The organism is Oleiphilus sp. HI0086 (assembly GCF_001635225.1).
Map to the genome: position 1 here is coordinate 1 of NZ_LWFZ01000574.1, position 221 is coordinate 221.

The 221-nt window shown below is 44.8% G+C and carries 1 pseudogene; it reads right to left on the reverse strand.

The features are described 5' to 3' along the window. Positions 1-206 (reverse strand): annotated as a pseudogene (locus A3756_RS06895) (MBL fold metallo-hydrolase); the annotation flags it as partial. Positions 207-221: the final 15 nt, after the last annotated feature.

The window sequence follows — 221 nt, forward strand, 5'->3', positions numbered from 1 at the left end:
TGTATTTTGACTTCAGCAGCACCACTGACCAGGGTATCACCTCGCGTTCCAGGTGCCTGAAATCCGATAAAAACGATACTGTGCTGATGATGCGGTAAGAGATTTTTTAAGTGGTGTAAAACTCTGCCACCACTTGCCATACCGCTGGCAGAGATGATTACTGAAGGATAAGAACTGCCATTAAGTGCGATAGACTCTTCAGCCATGGAACTCATTTTGTA